The organism is Bacillus sp. Xin1 (assembly GCF_013314535.1).
Taxonomy (GTDB): Bacteria; Bacillota; Bacilli; order Bacillales; family Bacillaceae_G; genus Bacillus_A.
In genome coordinates, this window is the sequence record NZ_JABUAE010000014.1 from 64,543 (window position 1) to 80,235 (window position 15,693).

The 15,693-nt window shown below is 33.7% G+C and carries 16 protein-coding genes and 4 pseudogenes; 13 read left to right on the top strand and 7 right to left on the bottom strand.

Annotation, left to right across the window (positions count from 1 at the left end):
- Positions 1-186 precede the first annotated feature (186 nt).
- The 7 genes and pseudogenes from HRG09_RS14405 to HRG09_RS14435 all read left to right on the top strand — a co-directional run bounded on the left by HRG09_RS14405 (position 187) and on the right by HRG09_RS14435 (position 4,618).
- Positions 187-523: pseudogene (locus HRG09_RS14405) on the top strand (ASCH domain-containing protein).
- Positions 520-936, top strand: a complete 417-nt coding sequence (locus HRG09_RS14410) for an NUDIX hydrolase (RefSeq protein WP_174101448.1) — start codon at positions 520-522, stop codon at positions 934-936. Before HRG09_RS14405 ends, HRG09_RS14410 begins: the two are co-directional and overlap by 4 nt.
- A 69-nt stretch (positions 937-1,005) precedes the next feature.
- On the top strand, positions 1,006-1,623 hold the full coding sequence (locus HRG09_RS14415; RefSeq protein ID WP_174101449.1) for an acetate uptake transporter: 618 nt from the start codon (positions 1,006-1,008) through the stop codon (positions 1,621-1,623).
- Positions 1,624-1,813: 190 nt separating this feature from the next.
- Positions 1,814-2,257 (top strand): flavodoxin, encoded by a 444-nt coding sequence (locus tag HRG09_RS14420; RefSeq protein ID WP_174101450.1) that lies wholly within the window; start codon positions 1,814-1,816, stop codon positions 2,255-2,257.
- A 16-nt stretch (positions 2,258-2,273) separates the two neighbouring features.
- Positions 2,274-3,177: pseudogene (locus HRG09_RS14425) on the top strand (WD40/YVTN/BNR-like repeat-containing protein).
- A 227-nt stretch (positions 3,178-3,404) separates the two neighbouring features.
- Positions 3,405-3,605: a cold shock-like protein CspB gene (gene cspB / locus HRG09_RS14430; protein ID WP_003198964.1), complete on the top strand. Its 201-nt coding sequence runs from the start codon at positions 3,405-3,407 to the stop codon at positions 3,603-3,605.
- A gap of 167 nt (positions 3,606-3,772) precedes the next feature.
- Positions 3,773-4,618, top strand: a complete 846-nt coding sequence (locus tag HRG09_RS14435) for an exonuclease (RefSeq protein ID WP_174101451.1) — start codon at positions 3,773-3,775, stop codon at positions 4,616-4,618.
- 653 nt (positions 4,619-5,271) lie between these two features.
- Here the strand turns inward: HRG09_RS14435 and HRG09_RS14440 are convergent.
- Positions 5,272-5,786: pseudogene (locus HRG09_RS14440) on the bottom strand (DUF3898 domain-containing protein); the annotation flags it as partial.
- A gap of 781 nt (positions 5,787-6,567) precedes the next feature.
- On the opposite strand from HRG09_RS14440, the gene HRG09_RS14445 reads away from it, so the two are divergent.
- Together HRG09_RS14445 and HRG09_RS14450 are read left to right on the top strand one after the other, a co-directional pair.
- A complete protein-coding gene (locus HRG09_RS14445) occupies positions 6,568-6,987 on the top strand; it encodes a kinetochore Spc7 family protein (protein ID WP_174101452.1) in 420 nt (139 codons plus the stop codon).
- A 13-nt stretch (positions 6,988-7,000) separates the two neighbouring features.
- Positions 7,001-7,342, top strand: a complete 342-nt coding sequence (locus HRG09_RS14450) for a hypothetical protein (RefSeq protein WP_174101453.1) — start codon at positions 7,001-7,003, stop codon at positions 7,340-7,342.
- Positions 7,343-7,581: 239 nt separating this feature from the next.
- On the opposite strand, the gene HRG09_RS14455 is transcribed toward HRG09_RS14450, so the two are convergent.
- The gene (locus tag HRG09_RS14455) at positions 7,582-8,673 is read right to left on the bottom strand and encodes a DUF3900 domain-containing protein (RefSeq protein WP_174101454.1); all 1,092 of its coding nucleotides are present in this window, start codon (positions 8,671-8,673) and stop codon (positions 7,582-7,584) included.
- Between the two features lie 158 nt (positions 8,674-8,831).
- Positions 8,832-9,179 (bottom strand): hypothetical protein, encoded by a 348-nt coding sequence (locus tag HRG09_RS14460; RefSeq protein ID WP_174101455.1) that lies wholly within the window; start codon positions 9,177-9,179, stop codon positions 8,832-8,834.
- Between the two features lie 416 nt (positions 9,180-9,595).
- Here HRG09_RS14460 and HRG09_RS14465 point away from each other — a divergent pair, with 416 nt between their 5' ends.
- Together HRG09_RS14465 and HRG09_RS14470 are read left to right on the top strand one after the other, a co-directional pair.
- Positions 9,596-10,507, top strand: coding sequence for a VanW family protein (locus HRG09_RS14465; RefSeq protein ID WP_174101456.1), 912 nt, complete (start codon positions 9,596-9,598; stop codon positions 10,505-10,507).
- A 549-nt stretch (positions 10,508-11,056) separates the two neighbouring features.
- Entirely contained in the window at positions 11,057-11,629 is a 573-nt protein-coding gene (locus HRG09_RS14470) for a GNAT family N-acetyltransferase (RefSeq protein WP_174101457.1), read from the top strand.
- Between the two features lie 372 nt (positions 11,630-12,001).
- On the opposite strand, the gene HRG09_RS14475 is transcribed toward HRG09_RS14470, so the two are convergent.
- A complete protein-coding gene (locus HRG09_RS14475; RefSeq protein WP_174101458.1) occupies positions 12,002-12,412 on the bottom strand; it encodes a VOC family protein in 411 nt (136 codons plus the stop codon).
- Between the two features lie 45 nt (positions 12,413-12,457).
- On the bottom strand, positions 12,458-12,913 hold the full coding sequence (locus HRG09_RS14480) for an SRPBCC family protein (protein WP_174101459.1): 456 nt from the start codon (positions 12,911-12,913) through the stop codon (positions 12,458-12,460).
- A 153-nt stretch (positions 12,914-13,066) separates the two neighbouring features.
- On the opposite strand from HRG09_RS14480, the pseudogene HRG09_RS14485 reads away from it, so the two are divergent.
- Positions 13,067-13,214, top strand: a pseudogene (locus HRG09_RS14485) (VOC family protein); the annotation flags it as partial.
- Between the two features lie 83 nt (positions 13,215-13,297).
- Here the strand turns inward: HRG09_RS14485 and HRG09_RS14490 are convergent.
- Together HRG09_RS14490 and HRG09_RS14495 are read right to left on the bottom strand one after the other, a co-directional pair.
- A complete protein-coding gene (locus HRG09_RS14490) occupies positions 13,298-13,750 on the bottom strand; it encodes a DinB family protein (protein WP_174101460.1) in 453 nt (150 codons plus the stop codon).
- Between the two features lie 34 nt (positions 13,751-13,784).
- Positions 13,785-14,303, bottom strand: coding sequence for a GNAT family N-acetyltransferase (locus tag HRG09_RS14495; RefSeq protein ID WP_174101461.1), 519 nt, complete (start codon positions 14,301-14,303; stop codon positions 13,785-13,787).
- Positions 14,304-14,642: 339 nt separating this feature from the next.
- Between HRG09_RS14495 and HRG09_RS14500 the strand changes: the two genes are divergently transcribed.
- The gene (locus HRG09_RS14500) at positions 14,643-15,428 is read left to right on the top strand and encodes a TrmB family transcriptional regulator (protein WP_174101462.1); all 786 of its coding nucleotides are present in this window, start codon (positions 14,643-14,645) and stop codon (positions 15,426-15,428) included.
- The last annotated feature ends 265 nt before the right edge of the window (positions 15,429-15,693 follow it).

Below are 15,693 nucleotides of genomic sequence, written 5' to 3' on the forward strand. Positions count from 1 at the left end.
TTAGCATAATGTTTTAGAAAAAAGATGGAAGTGATTATAATCACAAATATGGTGAAGAATTCATGAATGTTTTGTACGTGTGGGGGACTATCCATTAATGCGGGATAAATTTGGTTGGATTTTCAGTAGCAAATGAAAAAAAGCGTTTGAAATGTTCATGTTATAATGACTCAAGGTGGTGAGGAAATGAAACATAAAATGAGTTTATATAATGAACCGTTTCAATCTATTCAATCTGGAAAAAAGTGTTTGACGCTTATATGATAAGAAGCGTCAAAATATACAAATAGAAGATGAAATCGAATTTACAAATTTAGCAACAAAAGAAACAATTTGTGTAAAGGTAACGGAATTGAAATGTTATAAAACATTTGAAGAAATGTATAAGGATATTAATAAAAAGCTGATGGACTGTGCCAACTGGAGTCTAGAAGAAATGTTAGCAAGTACATATGAAATATATATGAAAGAACAAGAGCAGAAGTGGGGAACCGTTGCAATTGGGATTGAAGTGATAGCATGATTCGAAATCGTGGCGCGGGTATTATTATACAGGGTGATAAAATTGCCCTTATAAAACGTATTCGAAACGATGAAGTATACTTTGTATTTCCAGGTGGAGGAATTGAAGAAGATGAAACACCAGAAGAGGCAACCGTATGCGAAGCATACGAAGAACTAGGCGTGCATATTGAAATTCAAAAACTTGTTACGAAGTATGAATATAAAGGCACGCAATATTTCTATGAAGCACGTATCATGGGTGGTGTTTTGGGTACAGGAAAAGCTGAAGAATTCACAACGGTTGATAGAGGACAATACATTCCAGTTTGGATTCCTATACAAGAGCTATTTAATCTAAATATTAAGCCATATGAAATAGCAAAAATGATCGTTCATTTTTACAAAAGCATAAAGTCTGACGACATACAATAAAAACCATTGACAGGGCCTTCTGATTTCAGTATTGTATTTAAGTATGTGTTCAAAATCAGGAGGTTTTTTATGAGTAATCAAACTACACATCATGTGAAAATGACAACAGCGGATCCATCTGGAATTGGTCTATTTGGATTAGCAATGGTAACACTTGTAGCATCATCACAAAAATTAGGATTAACGGATGGTGTTTCATTTGTATTGCCGTGGGCAATCTTTTTAGGAGGATTTGCACAACTCTTTGCGTGTATTCACGATGCGAAGCATAACAATACGTTCGGTACAACTGCATTTGGTGCATATGGCCTATTTTGGTTAGGTGTTGGAACGTCTTGGTTAATTCAACTAGGAGTATTTGGCGAAAAATTAGCCCAATCTGTAGATCCGAAGCAGCTTGGTGTAGCCTTTATTGGATATTTAATCTTTACGATTTTTATGACAATTGGCGCAATGGAAACACATAAAGTATTATTTATGATTTTTGTACTTATTGATTTCTTATTTATTGGTCTTGCATTTAGTACTTTAGGTGTTATGCCACATGCTATGCATAACTTAGCAGCGTATTCGGAACTATGTATTTCATTACTATCTTTCTACGGTTCAGCAGCAGCTGTATTAAATGTTCATTTTGGAAAAGTTGTATTACCAGTAGGAAAGCCGTTTGGCATTTTTAAAAAATAAGAATGAAAAACACGAATGACAAGAATGGTCATTCGTGTTTTTTTATACAAATGGATAGCTGAGTTTTTGATTGTACCAATATTGATAGAAAGGTTTATTTGAAGCAAGGAAAAAACAAAAATATAATTGAAATTGATTCTCATTATTAATATAATGAGAATAAGAATCAATTGCAAAAGGGGATGTTGATATGGCGAAAATTTTAATAGCTTATGCAAGTATGTCAGGAAATACAGAAAGTATTGCTGATTTAATTAAAGTGAGTTTGGATGCATTTAATCATGAAGTGGAATTAAAGGAAATGGAAGGAATGGATGCAGAAGAGTTATTAGCGTATGATGGTATCATTTTGGGATCGTATACGTGGGGAGATGGGGAACTGCCATTTGAAGCAGAAGATTTTCATGATGATTTAGAAAGTGTAGATTTAGCCGGAAAAAAAGTTGCTGTATTTGGATCTGGTGATACGGCTTATGAGCAATTTTGTGAGGCAGTAACAATTTTTGAAGAACGTCTTGTAGAATGCGGGGCAGAACTTGTACAAGAAGGATTGAAAATTGAGTTAGCTCCAGAAGAGGAAGAAGACATCGAGAAATGCAGTAACTTTGCAATCGCATTTGCTGAAAAGTTCTAGGAATGGGAGTGTCATCGTGGAAACAATGTTAAGTGCAACTGCCGTAACGAAATTAGAAGATGGGAAACTCATGTTAGCAACTACATATGATGGATTATTCATTGAACAAAATGGGAAATGGAAACGGATTTTAAGCGGGTTTCAAAAAAGAATTCGGGATTTACAGAGTAGTGGTAATGTAATTTATGGTGTAGGTGACGAAGGGATTTTTATTCGTAGTATGGATTGTGGTGACAATTGGACGATTCAACGTTTTCCAACAAAGGCAACAAGTTGGAATGTATGTAGTAATGAGAGTGGGACAGTTATTGCACATGGAGATAAAACGTTATATCTTTCTAATAACTTCGGTTCTACTTGGGAAACTATTCATCCATTTCTTTGTTATGGTAGTGGTGCACCGTCTATTCGTTCGCTATTTTTATACAAGCATTACTTATTTATTGGTACCAAAATTCATGCGAAGTATGGTGGTGTTTGGCTTTTTGATCTGCAAAAGCGTAAGTTAAAAAGAATCAAAATAGCCACAAACCAAATGATTTCTGCGTTGACATTACATAACTCCTACTTAGTAGCAGCAAGTGGATCTTGCAGAGGAATAAGTGGAAATATTTCTTTTTGTATGGTAGATGAGATTATTAAAAAGAAAAAATTAAATTGGCATACATGTCAAAGTGAACAAAAAGCAAGTAGCTATTTAGATTTGAGTGTTGATCAACAAGTATTATATACAACATCTACACAGAATAAAGCTGGAATTAGTACAGTATGTCGTGTCCTTCTTGATGAAGGCACGGTAACGGTATGGGGATCTATTAAAGGTCACGGGTGGCGCATTGTTAATCAGGAGGAAGGCTATGTTGTGGCTGGCTGGATCAGGAGAATCAAAATTGATGGAGTGGCAAAGAAATATTGTGTAAAATGTGTAGAAAATAAAAATCGCTTTACTTTTATTATATTGATATGATATAGTGGTTATAAACCATTTTACTTTTAATAATATAGAGATTTAAATGAGCTGTAACTTCAGAGGAGGATAGCAATGTTAAATCTCCTCTGCGGTTGCAGTTTTTTAATGTCTTTATTATTGTGTAAAGTGGTCGAAAATGAATATGTACATATAGGTACATTGTAGGAGGATTTTTTCATGCAAAACGGTAAAGTAAAATGGTTTAACTCAGAAAAAGGTTTCGGATTCATCGAAGTTGAAGGCGGAGAAGACGTATTCGTTCATTTCTCAGCTATCCAAGGCGAAGGATTCAAAACTTTAGAAGAAGGTCAAGAAGTTACTTTCGAAGTAGAACAAGGTAACCGTGGACCACAAGCTACTAACGTAGTTAAGAAGTAATTGAATTAAAAGGAGAGGGGCTTGCCCTTCTCCTTTTTTTGTCTTTTGTATTTGTCTTAATATTCAAAAAATAATCTATAATCTTTTTTAGGAATTTTGTTTTGTGCATTTGTACAGTGGAGACTATATAGTTATAAATATAATCAAATAAGGAAGGGGTATGTGAATTGAATGAACCTAAATGTTATATTGTATTTGATGTTGAGAGAAATTTTCGACCCTATAAATCACAAGATCCGTTAGAAGTAGTTGATATTGGAGCAATCAAAGTAGAAGTAAGTACAATGCGTATTATAGGACGATTTTCTTCACTTGTTAAACCAACTGCACCTCTAACCCGCCATACAACAAAATTAACAGGAATTACAAAGAGAGATTTAAAAGAGGTGGAAACGTTTCCGAAGGTAATGGAGCGATTCCTTCAATTCGCTGGAGATGATGGCATGTTTATAACATGGGGGAAGGAAGACTACAAATTTCTCGCGCAAGATTGTAAGCTGCATAATATCGAATGTCCTAATATAGAGAATGAAAGAAAATTTGATTTGCAAAAATTTGTATTTCAAGCATATGAGCAATTATTTATACATACACCAAGTTTGAAATTCGCGGTGGAACAATTCGCTTTAGAATGGGAAGGGAAACAGCACCGTGCTTATGCAGACGCTAAGAACACCGTAAATATCTTTCTTAAAGTATCCAAGGAAAAAGATATTTATAAGCGATATAAAAGAAATGAAGAACTCATACTTACAAAGAATGGTGTATTAACTGAAAAAGCAAAAAAGAAAATGAAGAGATGGGTATTTAAAGAATTAAAGAAAAAAGAATATGTTCAATTTACTTGGGGAGATTTTAAAAATAGCAAGACATGGGGGAATATAACGGAACGATATTATATTGATAATAACACGATACGACTTTTACAAAATTATTTTACTATTGCTGTACAGAAAGGGGAGCAGCAATTACGAGTGTTACAGGAAATGAATAACAAGATGAATGATGTGTAATCGTAGTAAAAAGTTAAAAAGGGTTAATTTGTAAAGAGTTATTTCTTGATCAAGCTTCTTTAACTAGACTAACAATAATTATACGTACATGTATTTTTCAGAACTCAATTTACTACAGTTTTTTGGGGGAACAGATGAAAAGAATGTACTTAGCAATAAGTGTACTTTTAAATTTTATTTTTGGTTTTCTTTTTACGTATGCTCTTTTAGGTGTGTTAGTAGCTGTTTACTCAGTCGATTGTCTATTTAATGGTTGTTCAGATATGGTAGGGGAAGAATGGGTAGGTCTTATGGTGGGGACAGTTATTACTTTGATCATGAGTGCTATTCTTTTTCCGATAATCATCTTTACGAACAGAAAGTTTCTACATGTTGTGAAGATGAGAAAAAAACACTATTTCCTTGTCATAGTCCTTTCTTTTATTCTTGGTACTCTTTTTAGTTTTTATTTAAGGTCGAACCATGTTGGTCCATTTTAAATACGGATATGATTCGTAACTAAAGTATGAGCGCAGGATTATGAGTGAAAATAAAAGAGCGCTACAGATTAGCGCTCAACAAAAAATAGGGTATGGACGTCTTTGAACATTATTAAATTGAATGAGAGAACATAACGTTCTTTGTGAATAGGACTGTAATTTTTAGTGATTGATTTAATATTCATGTGGATTCGAAGCTTTTTTCTCAATTCTCTCAATCACATCCTGCAGTTTATCCGGCTTCAAAAACTCAATCGGAGAGAATCCCTTCTCAAACGTAAGTGTATTCGCCTCAATCATGAGTACATATCTATCATTTTCGCAATATGAATCTGGTCACCAAAATCCGCGAGTAGTGCCTTCACAGAAATATAATCTGCCTTTAGCTTTAATTCTATCTCAGGAGTATGCTCCACAATTTGTGCTGTTGCTTCCATTACTTCTTACGTTGTGAAATGTTCCTTAATTTCACGCTTTGGACTCGCAGCCCATACTTCCATCGCTTGGTCAAATTGTTCTCGTTCTTCTGAGCCTTCTTCAAATACGTCTTCAATTTGGTCATATACCATATCCATAACTTGTGTTTTCATAATTTCGGGCATAGAGCGCTCATATTCAACAAATTTTAAGAAATCTTCGAAGTAACGGGCGTGTGATGCTTGATGAATTTTTAGTTCGCCAACTTCGACATTATAAATTATGTTTCTCTTGGAGTCTATATCGCCCTATCTCAGTGCCATAATTTACTTCTGTTAGAAGTGAATGTACATAGCCGATATAGACGCGTGTTAAAAACTTGATATTTTTGGATTCATTGATAAAATGATTGACTTGTTTTCTTTAGAATATAAGCTGTATAGTTGCTTGTTAAATCATTACAAACTCTAACATAATTAGTTTGCGAAAGATTAAGAAATTAATTATAATAATATGGATATATTTAACTAGTTTTGTTCGAATTTTAAAAGATATCATTGGCATCACACATATTCCTTAGAGTAGAGAATGTACTTTGACACCGTTAATTCATGTAGTAGTCTTATTAGTATTAGTTTTTTTATGAGAGAATTTTATGGGATTTTGATTTTATCCAAAAAACGGAAAGAAAAAGTTATAGAAATTATTAATCAAAAGCTGATGCTTATTAATGATTGATTAATAAACATGATTTGAAATTAAATTTTCCACATAGGTAGTCTAAACATTTTATTTACTCCTTATGGATATGCAAACACAGTGATAACGCACGGGTGTTATTTGAAAAAGAGAGTAGTCTATATAAAGTTGATGGCAGTTGAAGTAGCTGATAGTTGGTTATCCCAGATATCACGAAAAGAGGTTGACTGGCTGCACAGTAAATGAACCCATTTGCGAATGAGTGACTAAAGGAGATTTGATAATATCCTATATTCGGACAAATTGTAAATGTAAAGAGATTCATTGATAAAATCAAATTGGGAGGAATTTAAAATGATCGTAGGTAAAGGTGCAGTTCGTGAGGTTTGTAATGAAATTGATAAGGTGGTTCGTGATATTGATCAGATTACGCAATCTAAGATTGATAGAACGTCAGATAAAATTGATGCAGAATTAAATTCTTGTGGACGCGAGCTAAACAGCGCTCAAAGTACACTTGGTCAAATCAAACCATTAGTAGATCGATTAGTTCAGCAAATTGGTGGTAATGCGCCAGACCATGTACAAGTTCTAATTGGTTCAATCACAACAGAAATTATGTCTAAAGTAAGTAGTTCAATGGATAACTTACAAGAAGTACAAAAAAATATTAAAGATGTAGATATTCTTACCAATGAAATTGATCAGCTAACAGATGAAATTGATAAATTAACAAATAAAATCGATGAAATTACTGATAAATATCAAAAGTAAGGAGGAATTTATTATGTCATATACACCAAACCCATCACCAAATTATATGTCTTCGGATTGGGGGACATCTAATACAAAAACAACAGCTCTTAAAATTGATCATGTGGCCGACAAGGCTAAGCTTGCCATTCAAATGTTAGAGTCTGCCCTGAAGGGATTCGACACAATCGAGAAAGAAATCATTGACGTGTCTCAGTCAACAAATCCACCATCACGAGAGTCAATCCGGGCATTTGCTTATCGTATTGACTCATGTCAAAATCAGTTACAAGATGGTTTATCTCAATTAAAACAGATGATGGAAGATATTGATAAAACAACTGATGCAATTCAACAATCTAAAACATCCTGGTAGTTTGTTTTTGTAGGTTTGGTTACTTAGAAGTAGAAAGCGATTTTTTTGTAAGTGAAAAGAGGGATTTCTCAAAAGTCGGTTTCACTGACTTTTGAGAAATGAACAATATATTTAATATGCCCTTTTAAAAAAGAAATCCAAAACAGGACTAAATCTTCTTTAAGATAAATAAAAAGAAAACGGAAACCTTTATTCATAGATATAGGTTACAAAAACGTTTTAAATCACGTTTTTGTGACCTATGCATCTTCTTGTATACCATATCCATACTGTTGTTTCTTCTCAATCCGCTCAATCACATCTTGCAGCTCATCTGGCTTCAAAAACTCAATCGGAGAGAATCCCTTCTCAAACGTCAGTGTATCCGCCTCAATCATGAGTACATATCGATCATTTACCTTCGCAATATGAATCTGGTCACCAAAATCCGCAAGTAGTGCCTTCACAGAAATATGGTCTGCTTTTACTTTGAGCTCAACCTCAGGAGCATGCTCCACAATTTGTGCTGTTGCTTCCATTACTTCTTCTGTTGTAAATTGTTCCATAATTTCACGCTTCGGACTTGCCGCCCATACTTCCATTACTTGGTCGAATTGTTCGCGTTCTTCTGTACCTTCTTCGAAGACATCTTCAATTTGGTCATATACCATATCCATAACTTGTGTTTTCATAATTTCGGGCATAGAGCGCTCATATTCAACAAATTTTAAGAAATCCTCGAAGTAGCGGGCGTGTGATGCTTGGTGGATTTTTAGTTCGCCAACTTCGACCATGCCTTCTTCTGGCATGTATGGGTATTGAATGGATTTCATGTTTTTTGTCGTAATTGCCATTTCAACATTATGAATAAGTGTTGCTTCGTCAGAAATGGAAGCAACTTTTGGTTCGAAGTCACACTTCATAACGAATACAAATGGATCGTCAAAATATTTACGTAGTTTTGCCTGGGCAACTAAAAATACACCACCACGTATTGCACTTGTATCGATATATGTATAAACGAGAGGTTCACTCATATCTTTAAAATTCTCTTTCGTTTCTGCAAAGCGGATACGATTAAACAAATTATAATGAGGGTTTGAATCGAATTCGTGCCCAGTTTCTACAATAAATCGACCAATCTTTGTTGGGGCTTGTTCGGTCTTTGCGTGACGTTCTACTTTTCGCTTAGATATTTTTAGTAATTCGCCATCTAAGAATTCCTTTAAAGAGCTGTCTTCATATTCTTCGGCATCTAACGTTTGGAAATGTTTATATCGCTTATCTGCTTGTTCGCCTTTTCCTTCTACTTGTACGACATAGAAGGAGAGGAAATTTATTTCAAAATCCATATTTATCACCTTGTTTCATTTCATTGACTCTTATCAGTATAGAGATGGAGAAAACTTTCGTCAATTTTATAAAGTAAAACGAATATTGGGGATTTGCTATCTGCTAATTCAGAATATAGGAAGGGAGAGTCCCCTCCTATAGTTCTTTGTATTACGAATTAAAATCCATCCTCAAGTGCTGAAAATGGAATGTTGAGTCGATTTTCTACAGTACGTAAACGTTGATTTAATCGATTGAGTCTACGTGTATGCCGTTCTACTGTGTTTTGAAGTTGATTTACTTGCCGATTTAATTGATTTACTCGTTGTTCTAGCTCATTTACTCGTCTTTCTAGTTGACGGCCGCCACCACCAGGAAATGAAATTGGAATTTGAAATTGTCTGTTTGGATCATATGGATCGAGTTGTTCTGTTTGTTCTATATATGGTTGATGTTGCGGGTGTACATCATATTGTTGTTGGTATACATAAGGGTTGTATGGATCATATGAATTGTAGGGATACATAAACATCCTCCGTTCTTTAAATTTGTTTGAATTCATCATAATGTATGTGTAAGAGCGGATGGGTGGCACGGCAAATACCTATTTTGAATAGAGCGTTTCATCAAACGTATGTAAGAGAATTTGTAAAGAATTTTTTATGAATCTTAATTTGTTATAAAAAATTCCAAATTATCAATGTATTAAAATTGTTTTTGGATTATCGTTTGGTATATACTGGTTAAATAAGAGGAAGATTACATTCTTAACAAACTTAAGGTTTTTAAGTAAATATGTGTAGACATTTCGTAAAGAAAAGAGTAATTTTAATATAGTGGAAATCAGATTGTAATATTTTGTAGTCATATTGCAAAGTCATGTAATTATACATACATAATTTTAAAAACAAAGAGTAATAGTAGGGTAAAGGAGAGAGTGTATTGTTACGTAAAGTAAAAAGTGTGGTAATAGGGGCTCTATGTGTAGGGGTAGTGAGTGGGTGTGGTACAAAGGTAAGTGAAGTTTCATTAGTAAGCGGTATAGGAGAGCATGTCGTAGAAGCTAAGACTGGTGTCAGTGAAAGTGTAAGTTTGGTTGATGCTAGAAGTGGGAAAGAAGTAAAAAATGTGAATCTAGCAAGCTTAGGTTATTTTGAAGATGAAAATAAATTTAAAAAAGAAGTAACGAAGGTTGCTAAGGAAGTAGGAAAAAGCATTGATCAAAAGATGGTTCCGTCCCGTATGGCAAGTGATGGAACATGGCAAGAAGGTAAGCCTTCTTATGAATTAATGGAAAAAGAACTAGTAGACAAATTGATGAACGTAGGTATGTGGGATTCTTCTTATCAATTGCCGATTGTTGAGAAAAAACCAGTAGCGACACCGGCTGATGCAAGTGGAAGTGGTGCAGTTTTAGGGAGATATGAAACAAACTTAGGTGGTTCTACAGGTGGTAGAATTGAAAATATCCGTTTGTCTGCAAATAGCATTAGTGGTGTAGTACTAGGAAAAGGAGATCGCTTCTCTTTTAATGCGCTAATCGGAGATACAACACCGGATAAAGGGTATCAGTTAGGGAAAGAAATTGTTGATGGGAAATTAGTTGATGGTTATGGTGGTGGAGTATGTCAAACATCTTCTACTCTTTATAATGCAGCCGATCAAGCTGGTTTAAAAATGGTAGAGAGAACAACACACTCTAAAACAGTAGGATACGTTCCAAAAGGTCGAGATGCTACAATTGCATATCCATATTTAGATTTAGTATTTGAAAATACAAATGATGTGCCTGTGAAGCTTTATATGAGTGTAGAAGGTGGAAAGCTTGTTGCTGAGGTACGTGCAGCAAGATAAGAGTAGTGTTACCGCTCAAGAAAGCCAGCTTGCTTCAACTAGCTATTAGTGGTGGGAGAAAAATAATCACTAATAGAAGTTTCGCATTATCATTGTTTAAGCCATTCTTTCTAGTATTTTTGTAGAAAGGATGGCTTTTTGTATACACATAAAGTGAAACTTTAATCAGTGGGGGGTTCATCCCCCACTGATTATTAGTTGAACCAATCGGGCTTTTACGGGCAGTAATACTCCCACCTAACTTCTTTGCTCCCGCAAAATTTTGAGGTGGGAGTATTACTGCCCGTTAATGCGGGATAAATCAGTAATGGGAATTTTCTTGTTTGTAGTTGCTTTGATGAAATTAAAAAGAAGGCCTTCCGTACGCTAAAGGAGAACTGTTTTTTTTACTACGCTCAAACCTCATAAAGAAAAACAATGCATAGATTACCATATAAATATGGAAATTAGCGAGAATTATCAAAAAAATCTTTTGTTTACATTATAAAATAAGGAGATGAAAATGAAAATTTACATATCTATTAAAGAATAACTTAAGGAGAGAATAACATGAATCTAGAAATGATTTTTGAAGATTTTCCAGTATTAGAATCTACGAATCTAGTTTTAAGAAAAATTGAAGAGGAACACTTACAGGAAGTATTTACAATCTACGATAACGAAAATGTATTTGCATATTGTGGGATCATTCCTAAGCATAACATACAAACGGTAAGTAAAATGATCGGTCATTTTGATAGGGATTACCATAAAAAAAGTAGAGTTAAGTGGGGAATCTTTCAGAAGAATGAAATTAATAAATTGGTAGGAATTATAGAATCTATGGATTTTAACAAAAAAGTGAACATGGTATCTATCGGTTATTTTTTAGCAGAGGATTATTGGGGGAAGGGGATTGCAACTGAGTCCGTTCGTAGGCTAGTAAAATTTTTATTTGAAGAAGTAAATGTAAACAGAATTCAAGCAGAGGTCATGCCTGCAAACGAGGTTTCAAAAAAGGTCCTCTTAACAAATGGTTTTATACAAGAAGGATTGTTAAGACAAGCTTCATTATGGTCTGGAAAAGGAGTTGTTGATTTAGAAATATATGGTATTCTAAAGGAGGAATATGTGAGTAGTTGAATTTTCTGATTTTCCATTTTTTATAGGGTTTTTATTTTTCACATTTTATATGTAATATCAATTATAGTATTACTTATGTTTTTCTTAAATTTAGAAAGTGAAAAAATAGCTATTTTTCTCAGCTTGAAGGTGATAGATACTTTGAAATAGTAACTTGATGGACATGTAGTGCTAACCAAAGGAGGAGGAACTGTGCAATTCATTTTGGAAACCGTGGCAATTTCTGGGATGATATTCATCATTGTGGTTTTAGGATTTAGTAAAACGTTAAAAGATGTCAATAGAAGGAAGAAGAAAGAAGATAAATAAATCGTATTGTAAAATAATATAGAAAAAGGTGCTTATGTATAGAGGCACCTTTTTCTATGGAGACTAAGCTTTTGTATAATTTAAATCCCAAATAACACCGAAGTAATCTTTCACTTTTGCAAATTTTGCTCCCCAGAATGTATCTTGTAATTCCATAAGTACAGTTCCTTTTTCGATTAATGTATCGTAAATGTTTTGAATCTCATCTTCATTATCTAATTCAAGAGCTAATGAAATATGATTTCCAACTTCAACGGATTGACCTAAAAATGCATCGGATACCATGAAAAATAAACCATCTTTCTTGAAACGAGCGTGCATAATGCGATTATCCATCTCTGGTGGCGTTGGGAATTCAGCATCACCGAAAGTTTGGATTCCTTGAATTTCTCCTTCAAATACCGATTTATAGTATTCAAGTGCTTCTTTTGCATTGCCGTTGAATGTTAAGTATGGGGTAATTTGTTGTTGCATTTGTAACACTCCTTTAATGTTTTATTATGTTACTTAAGTAACAATCTATTTACTATATTCAGACTCAGCAATCGTTTTAACACGATTAACAAAGCCAACTACAACTTGATTTGTAGCAGATTTCATATATAATTCAGCTTGCTCAGTCAATGGCTGATTTGTAGCGGTATATTTAAATAATGTTTGATTTTCATCTATTTGTCTTAATTCGTATGTAGCAGTAATATTAAACATATTAGCAAGAGTAAAACCGAACTTCAAATTTTTTCGAGTTGGTAAATTGATGTAATCAAGAGTTTCTACATCATATTCTTGAATTTCTTCGCCCTCTTTGTATTTTTGGCGATAAACATTCCCAACGATTGCATCGGTTTCTTTGAGCGGTGTATTCTCTATCACTTGAGGCATTAGCTTTTGCATTTGAGATAATGAACCATCTAAATAAGAAAATAGGTGCTCAATAGGCGTGTGAATGATAATTTCTTCTGTCCAGCTTTTCATTACAGTTCCCCTTTCTATTTTGAATTAATTTCATAATACAAACAAACGTTCGCTTCGTCAAGTTGTTTATAGAGTTTGATGCTGATTTACAAGTTGAGAAAATTAAATATCCATTCGTATAGTTAGAGTTAAATTTCATTTCTGTTATAAAATACAATTGTATTACCGTATAAAGAGGCATTGAATGAAGTGAGAGAAAGATTAGTAGAGAAAACATCATGAATTAACAGAGAAAGTAAATGGGTTTACAGTTGTGGACCCCAGTGGAATTACGGTGCAGTTTGAAGTAGAGGTAGAATAGTAAAAATAAGGAGGAGAGCGGACGGTGAGCTTTCCTCTTTATTTTTGATATGTAATCTAGGACAGCAAAGGATGAAAAGAGATTTATTTTTTTCGAGTTGCAAATATTTGAGTAAGATGATGATTCATATGATCAATATAATCTTTGATAAGCCACTCTAAAGTTACTTCCTGTTGGTTTTCTAACTTACATGTAAGTTGCCATTGTTCATTTTTTACATTGTTTAGTAATTTTATAATCTGTGTGTTAATAGCTTCCCATAATTTTAGAATTTCATTTGATGAAAAAGATTGTTGATAATTATGTGCATACACCCACGAATCTTGATTATAACCAGTGAGTGTAATAGTTTTCTTTGAAGTAAGAATATCAACAAAACGTTTATGGTTGACTGTACCGGAATCGCAAAGATGTCCTAATATTTCTTTTTTAGACCATTTTGTTGGGGTAAGTTTTATGTCCATGTCAGAAATGAGTATCATTTTTTGAGAAGCTGTATGAATTGTATTTTCTAGTTGAGTTGCTAATGTAGACATGTGAATTCCTCCGTTTTCATTAATGAATGGACGATTACAGTTCAATCCAATACCGCCTTACAACATTCCCATCTGCTTCGACAAAGTCGTTGTCACGAAGACCTCCGTTATGTAAAATTGTTTTTTCAGAAGCAACATTCCATTCGTCGCAAACGACAAGTACTTTTGTAACATCTAATTCTTTTATTTTTTCCAATGATAATGCTAATAATTTTGTAGCGAACCCTTTTTGTCTTGCGGAAGGGCGGATGCCATAACCAATATGTCCACCAGCGTTGAATAGATGTTCTGTTAACTGATGGCGAATATTTACGGCTCCAATAATTTTTTTATTATTTGCAATAAGCCAATAAGTAGAGTCAGGTACCCAACCTTTACGGAGATTTTTTCCTTCTGATGCATCGAGTAGCTCTTGAATCATTTCTGGAAAATTAGAAGGATCTTTTGCAATAACCCAAGGAACCATTGTTTCACCGCTATTTTTCCATTCTTGATAGAATTCTAGATATTCTTCTTGTAAGTCGATTGTAGGCTCAGTTAAGTAGACATTCATCTTAATTAAACTCCTTTATAAAATTTTTAAAATATTAAAATAATACTAACATAATTTGGATATTAGAGGAATAAAGTACTTGCGGATAATAACGTTTATGGATTTAGAGACTATAGATTGGGATGTCCAAATGTTGTTCATTGCTTTAATGAATCTGTACGTAATACTGTGATTCTACATTTGAAACTTACCTTCAATATTTTACCATGTTAATTAATGAAGATAAGCAGATGAAATTTTGTTTGTTTTCGTTTAAACTAAATGTAATATCAAATTAGGAGTATTGATAAATACTACTTAAAGAATATTTAATTTGACTGTTTAGTAAGGGGGATTCGCATGATTGATTTACTGAAAAAGATAGGTTTGTCTGATTTAGAAGCAAGATGCTATTTGGCGTTACATGAAGAGTCAGATTTATCCGGGTATGAAGTTGCAAAACGGGTATCTGTTTCAAGAACAAATGTATATGCTGCATTATGGTCATTAACAGACAAAGGAGCTTGCCGAAGTATGGAAGGGGAGACCGTTCTTTATAATGCTGTTCCAATTGAGCAATTAATCCGCCTTTTTCAAGCTGAATTTGAACAAAATTCGAAGGATCTTATGAATCAATTAAAAACTCCACCTAGACCTACACCTGCTTTTTATAATTGGCAAGGAAGTCATGCGCTAGATAAGGTTGTACGTCGCGTTATTGCAAATGCAGAAACATCTATAGTTGTAGATATTTGGTCAGAAGATTTGTATCGTATAGAGGAAGCGTTACTTGTAGCGGAAAGTAAAGGGATTAGTGTGATCTTAATTACAATGGGAGCATGTAAAACATCTCTTAAACATGTATTTCAGCATTATAGGGATGAAGAATGGCCTACAGAAGAAAAGAAATTTTCGATTCTCTGTGATTCTAGTTTAGCTTTAATTGGTAGTTTCGAAGGAGATATGAAGCCATCGGCATTAGAGACGAATCACCCAGCAGTAATTGAAGTAATAAAAAATGCTTTTTACCATGATATGATGATGCAACATATCGAAGAAGATTTTGGAAAAGAATTTCAAGAGAAGTACGGAGAGAATTACCGGAAAATGTTAAGCTATTTCAAAGAGAAAGGTTTGCATGTTTAATTGGAGTGCTTTTGGAAGTATTGCTGCCAGTCAAGATATATATAAATGGAAAAGGAATTCCAAAATCTCTAAATGAATAAACTTTTTTCATATAAATACAAAAGAGTCCAATATGAGTGGGCTCTTTTTCGTTTTTCATGATAGGAAGAATTTGGAGTTGTTTCTAAATTAAACCTTGAATTATTCAACTTTTCAGATTATTATGTATGAAATAGTTCATCAGATGAATCGTTATAAAACGATCCTAAATTGTATATCAAATCTG

What these genes read in the sequence shown, in the direction of transcription:
- HRG09_RS14460 (WP_174101455.1), bottom strand. Translation starts at nt 9,179, where the DNA reads ATGTATCCCTACAATTCATATGATCCATACAACCCTTATGTATACCAA.
- HRG09_RS14490 (WP_174101460.1), bottom strand. Translation starts at nt 13,750, where the DNA reads ATGTCTACATTAGCAACTCAACTAGAAAATACAATTCATACAGCTTCT.
- HRG09_RS14455 (WP_174101454.1), bottom strand. Translation starts at nt 8,673, where the DNA reads ATGGATTTTGAAATAAATTTCCTCTCCTTCTATGTCGTACAAGTAGAA.
- HRG09_RS14470 (WP_174101457.1), top strand. Translation starts at nt 11,057, where the DNA reads ATGAATCTAGAAATGATTTTTGAAGATTTTCCAGTATTAGAATCTACG.
- HRG09_RS14445 (WP_174101452.1), top strand. Translation starts at nt 6,568, where the DNA reads ATGATCGTAGGTAAAGGTGCAGTTCGTGAGGTTTGTAATGAAATTGAT.
- HRG09_RS14495 (WP_174101461.1), bottom strand. Translation starts at nt 14,303, where the DNA reads ATGAATGTCTACTTAACTGAGCCTACAATCGACTTACAAGAAGAATAT.
- HRG09_RS14500 (WP_174101462.1), top strand. Translation starts at nt 14,643, where the DNA reads ATGATTGATTTACTGAAAAAGATAGGTTTGTCTGATTTAGAAGCAAGA.
- HRG09_RS14480 (WP_174101459.1), bottom strand. Translation starts at nt 12,913, where the DNA reads ATGAAAAGCTGGACAGAAGAAATTATCATTCACACGCCTATTGAGCAC.
- HRG09_RS14420 (WP_174101450.1), top strand. Translation starts at nt 1,814, where the DNA reads ATGGCGAAAATTTTAATAGCTTATGCAAGTATGTCAGGAAATACAGAA.
- HRG09_RS14410 (WP_174101448.1), top strand. Translation starts at nt 520, where the DNA reads ATGATTCGAAATCGTGGCGCGGGTATTATTATACAGGGTGATAAAATT.
- HRG09_RS14450 (WP_174101453.1), top strand. Translation starts at nt 7,001, where the DNA reads ATGTCATATACACCAAACCCATCACCAAATTATATGTCTTCGGATTGG.
- cspB (WP_003198964.1), top strand. Translation starts at nt 3,405, where the DNA reads ATGCAAAACGGTAAAGTAAAATGGTTTAACTCAGAAAAAGGTTTCGGA.
- HRG09_RS14475 (WP_174101458.1), bottom strand. Translation starts at nt 12,412, where the DNA reads ATGCAACAACAAATTACCCCATACTTAACATTCAACGGCAATGCAAAA.
- HRG09_RS14415 (WP_174101449.1), top strand. Translation starts at nt 1,006, where the DNA reads ATGAGTAATCAAACTACACATCATGTGAAAATGACAACAGCGGATCCA.